This is a genomic window from uncultured Planktosalinus sp. (assembly GCF_963973675.1).
Lineage (GTDB): Bacteria > Bacteroidota > Bacteroidia > Flavobacteriales > Flavobacteriaceae > Planktosalinus.
Map to the genome: position 1 here is coordinate 1 of NZ_CAXBAN010000196.1, position 4910 is coordinate 4910.

A 4910-nucleotide genomic window follows, 5' to 3' on the forward strand; every position below is an offset into this window, starting at 1 on the left:
TTTTTGAGGTTTCATTTCTTGAGTGATTAAAGAAACAATTCCATTGTCAGCACAGATAAAATAATGGTCATCCAATAAAACAGCAATGTGTTTATTTTCAGGTGTCAACTCAGAGTCAATTCCAACAATGTGAATGGTGCCTTTTGGGAAACTTCTGTAAGCATTTTGTATTATATATGCGGCTTCTGTAATATGAAAGGGGGATACAGAATGTGAGATATCAACAATTTTTATAGTTTCCAATTCACTATATATGGCTCCCTTAACAGCTCCGGCAAAATGGTCTTTTTCTCCAAAATCGGTTGTAAGCGTTATAATTGGCATAAGAAAATTGTTGATATTTTTTTAACCTCTATACAACAAGGTAACGATAAAAATATGTTAGATTTGTATTACAAACTTAATCATTAAAAAAGACAATTCTTAAAAATAAATCACTGCTTTTGAACGAACTTATTTTAGAACTTACAGAGATAAGTCCAAGCGAATTGTTTGGACATCAAAACTCGAATATCAATCTTTTAAAAAAATACTATCCTAAGTTAAAAATTGTTGCAAGAGGAAACCGTTTAACCGTGTTTGGTGATGAAGAAATGCTGGAAGAGTTTGATAAAAAATTCAGTATGTTGATGGATCATTTTGTGAAATACAACAAGTTGGATGAAAATGTCATAGAACGCATCCTTACCAGTGAAAGTAGTGCAGAGTATGAAACTCCTGAAGGTAGTGGAGAAGTACTTGTTCATGGAGTGGGTGGAAAACAGGTTAAGGCCATTACAGTAAATCAGCGACGGTTGGTTGATTTGATGCGTAAAAACGATATGGTTTTTGCTGTAGGCCCTGCCGGAACAGGTAAAACTTACACCGGCGTTGCACTTGCAGTAAAAGCTTTAAAAGAAAAGCAAGTTAAGCGTATCATACTTACAAGACCGGCTGTTGAGGCTGGTGAAAACTTAGGATTTCTTCCAGGCGACTTAAAGGAAAAATTAGATCCTTATATGCAACCTTTGTATGATGCATTGAGAGACATGATACCTCATGAAAAGCTTGAATCGTATATCGAAAAAGGAGTAGTTCAAATAGCGCCTATGGCATTTATGCGTGGTCGCACATTAGACAATGCGTTTGTCATTCTTGATGAGGCACAAAATACCACCCACGCTCAAATGAAAATGTTTTTAACCCGTATGGGTAAGAATGCCAAGTTTATGATTACTGGAGATCCGGGTCAGATTGATTTGCCAAGAAGAGTAATTTCAGGATTGAAAGAAGCCTTACTGGTGTTGAAAGATGTAAAAGGTGTTGGAATGATTTATTTGGATGACAAAGATGTAATTCGTCACCGTTTGGTTAAAGAAGTTATAGCTGCTTACAAAGCGATTGAAAATGTTGAATAAAATGAGTTGTACTCTTACAGAAACAAACTTTATATTTCCCAAACAAAAAAAAGTGTATCATGGTAAAGTGCGTGATGTATACACATTAGAAAATGATGTGTTGCTGATGGTTGCTACTGACCGCATCAGTGCTTTTGATGTAGTGATGCCAAAAGGAATTCCTTTTAAAGGACAAATTCTTAATCAAATAGCCACAAAAATGATGAGAGCTACTGAAGATTTGGTTCCAAATTGGCTGATTGCCACTCCCGACCCCAATGTAGCTATCGGTCACGCATGTGAACCTTTTAAAGTAGAAATGGTTATCAGGGGCTATTTGAGTGGCCATGCTGCCCGTGAATACAGAGAAGGGAAGAGGGCTCTTTGTGGTGTTCCGATGCCTGAAGGAATGAAAGAAAATGACAGGTTTTCATTTCCTATCATTACACCTGCCACCAAAGCAGAAGCCGGAGCGCACGATGAAGACATTTCCAGAGAAGATATTTTAAGGAACGGGATCGTTTCAGAAGAAGATTATATAATTTTGGAAGACTATACCCGTAAATTATTTCTACGAGGCACTGAAATAGCTGCATCCAGAGGTCTAATCTTGGTTGATACTAAATATGAATTCGGTAAAACCAAAGACGGCACAATCGTATTGATTGATGAAATCCACACTCCTGACTCTTCCCGTTATTTTTATGCGGAAGGGTATCAGGAAAGACAAGATCGGGGAGAAACCCAAAAACAACTCTCAAAAGAGTTTGTGAGGCAATGGCTTATTGAAAACGGTTTTCAGGGCAAGGAAGGGCAACAAGTGCCCACTATGTCTGATGAATATGTTGAAAGTGTATCTGAACGCTATATTGAATTGTATGAAAACATTACCGGTGAAGTATTTCAAAAAGCAGATGCTTCCGATATCAGTTCAAGAATTCAAAACAATGTATTAAGCTATTTTTCTAAATAGAATAAACCCGATTTAAATAGCTTGAAATCGGGTTTATTTAAATTAGTCAAAATAATTGAATGACTGTCCGTCTTTTATTTTTAGAACTGATTCATAAATTAATTTGATCACATTTTCAACATCGTTACGGTGTACCATTTCGACAGTGGTATGCATATACCGTAAGGGTAAAGAAATGAGTGCTGATGGCACACCTCCGTTACTATAAGCAAAGGCGTCAGTGTCTGTGCCTGTAGACCTAGAAGCTGCCAGTCTTTGAAAAGGGATTTTATTTTTCTCAGCAGTTTCAATTAATAATTCCCTAAGTTTGTTTTGCACTGCCGGAGCATAAGAAATCACAGGACCGTCTCCAATTTTAGTTTCACCTTCGGTTTTCTTTTCAATCATTGGAGTTGTGGTGTCGTGGCATACATCTGTTACAATTGCGACATTTGGTTTAATTGTATGCGTAATCATCTCAGCGCCTCTTAATCCTATTTCCTCCTGAACCGAATTTGTGATGTACAATCCAAAAGGCAACTTCTTTTTATTTTCTTTTAAAAGTCGTGCCACTTCAGCAATCATAAATCCGCCCATTCGGTTGTCCAGTGCACGACAAACAAACTTGTTTTCATTTAAAACGAAAAAGGTGTCGGGATAGGTAATCACGCAACCCACATGAACACCCAGTTTTAAAACTTCTTCTTTGTTAGAACAGCCTACATCGATAAAAATATTGTCAAGACTTGGAGATTGTTCTTTTTCTTTGCTTTTTCGAGTGTGTATCGCGGGCCATCCAAAGACCCCGGAAACAATACCGTTTTTTGTATGAATGTTTACGCGTTTTGAAGCGGCTATTTGATGGTCGCTACCTCCATTTCTAATTACATAGATCAAACCATTATCTGTTATGTAATTGACATACCAGGAAATTTCATCCGCATGTCCCTCTACAACTACTTTGTATTTTGCCTTGGGATTGATGACTCCTACCGCTGTGCCATAGTTGTCTGTTATAAAGGTGTCCACATAGGGTTTTAGGTACTCCATCCAAAGTTTTTGTCCTTCAGATTCATATCCCGTTGGAGCTGCGTTATTTAAATAGTTTTCAAGAAAAGTAAGCGACTTTTTGTTAAGTATTGATTTTGCCATAGATTTGATTTTTTATAAGTGTAAAATTACCAATATAAATACGAAATTAAAGATACTTAATGATTTATCTTTAATTTTGGAATGATTTTAGCTTTTTGTTCAGAAACTCTATACTTACTTATGTTACGCATCACAATAGCAATCATCTTTTTTGTAATTACTTTTAATTTGCATTCTCAAGAGGACAGGGCCTATCGATATCATAAAAATGACACCACTGAGTATTTGTATATGATTATTGATGGTGATACACTACCACGTCAATTTATTGACCTTGAGGAAGTATATCTTTTAAATAAATTAAAATTTGATAGCGCCCAGGAACGAAGAGCCTATTTGATTTTAAGAAGACGAACCCGTAAGGTTTATCCCTATGCTAAATTGGCGGCAGAGAGATTGCAGGTAATGAGTGACCGGCTCGCTACATTGGATTCCAAAAGAGAAAAGCGCATATATACTAAAAGAGTTCAAAAATATATAGAAGGTGAATTTACAGACGAATTAAAAAAATTGACTAAAAGTGAGGGTAAGATATTGGTCAAACTCATTCACAGGCAAACAGGTACCACTGTGTTTGATTTAGTAAAAGAGTTACGGACCGGGTGGCGTGCCTTTTGGTACAACACTACGGCTAGTTTATTTGAGATTTCATTAAAAGAAGAATTCTCACCCTCACAAAATAAAGAAGATTTTTTAATAGAAGATATTTTGCAGAGAGCATTTCAAGAAGGTGCTTTGGATGTTCAAAAACCAGCCTGGCCTATTGATTATTTTGAATTGTCAGATTTTTGGACAAACAAGTAGCTTTAAAATTTGCAGCAAGTATATTTTTTTTGTATTTTAGTAGTTCGCTAAAAAAAATTTCAATTAAATAATTAAGAGAATCAGCCAGTTAAGTAAACACCTAAAAATAAATTAATTTTTATGTTGAATTTGCTTGCGTGGGATAAAAACGGTTGTATATTTGCAGCCGCTTTGAGAGTTGGTGATGTGAGTAGGTTTTTTTAGTTCATTGAGTTTGTTTTAGAGTAATTTTTTGAGTTTATAATATTTTTCAAAAAAAGCTTGTGGGGTAACAAAAAGCGTATTATTTTTGCACCCGCTTTGCTTCAGAAGCGAACAGGTTCACATCGAAATTGATTATAATAGAAATCCCGGGTGGGTTATTTGGAAGAGGTTCGAGTCCTTTTATTTTAGCAAGACTTCCTTATATATTAGGATAAGGGATAAGTTCATTGATATATTGAATTGACAGCGTATTTTTTTTGGTTGGAAACGACCTAAGAGAGATACAGAGAAATAAACCGAGTAATAAAAACCTGAGATATAGGCAGGGTTGATCAAAGAAGTAGTTGTTGAATAATATTTAAGATTTAACGATGAAGAGTTTGATCCTGGCTCAGGATGAACGCTAGCGGCAGGCCTAACAC

At 35.9% G+C, this 4910-nt stretch carries 5 protein-coding genes; 3 read left to right on the plus strand and 2 right to left on the minus strand.

Features of this window, described 5'->3' with window-relative positions:
• The coding region (locus AACY61_RS08640) for an SAM-dependent chlorinase/fluorinase (RefSeq protein ID WP_339611175.1) at window positions 1-324 on the minus strand (324 nt) is incomplete at its 3' end.
• A 119-nt stretch (window positions 325-443) separates the two neighbouring features.
• On the opposite strand from AACY61_RS08640, the gene AACY61_RS08645 reads away from it, so the two are divergent.
• Window positions 444-1397, plus strand: a complete 954-nt coding sequence (locus tag AACY61_RS08645) for a PhoH family protein (protein WP_339611176.1) — start codon at window positions 444-446, stop codon at window positions 1395-1397.
• 1 nt (window position 1398) lies between these two features.
• The gene (locus AACY61_RS08650; RefSeq protein ID WP_339611177.1) at window positions 1399-2349 is read left to right on the plus strand and encodes a phosphoribosylaminoimidazolesuccinocarboxamide synthase; all 951 of its coding nucleotides are present in this window, start codon (window positions 1399-1401) and stop codon (window positions 2347-2349) included.
• Window positions 2350-2391: 42 nt separating this feature from the next.
• On the opposite strand, the gene AACY61_RS08655 is transcribed toward AACY61_RS08650, so the two are convergent.
• Entirely contained in the window at window positions 2392-3480 is a 1089-nt protein-coding gene (locus tag AACY61_RS08655) for a M42 family metallopeptidase (protein ID WP_339611178.1), read from the minus strand.
• A 120-nt stretch (window positions 3481-3600) separates the two neighbouring features.
• Here AACY61_RS08655 and AACY61_RS08660 point away from each other — a divergent pair, with 120 nt between their 5' ends.
• The gene (locus tag AACY61_RS08660) at window positions 3601-4284 is read left to right on the plus strand and encodes a DUF4294 domain-containing protein (RefSeq protein ID WP_339611179.1); all 684 of its coding nucleotides are present in this window, start codon (window positions 3601-3603) and stop codon (window positions 4282-4284) included.
• The last annotated feature ends 626 nt before the right edge of the window (window positions 4285-4910 follow it).

Coding starts and splice junctions, on each gene's coding strand:
- AACY61_RS08650 (WP_339611177.1), top strand. CDS start 1,399: ATGAGTTGTACTCTTACAGAAACAAACTTTATATTTCCCAAACAAAAA.
- AACY61_RS08655 (WP_339611178.1), bottom strand. CDS start 3,480: ATGGCAAAATCAATACTTAACAAAAAGTCGCTTACTTTTCTTGAAAAC.
- AACY61_RS08660 (WP_339611179.1), top strand. CDS start 3,601: ATGTTACGCATCACAATAGCAATCATCTTTTTTGTAATTACTTTTAAT.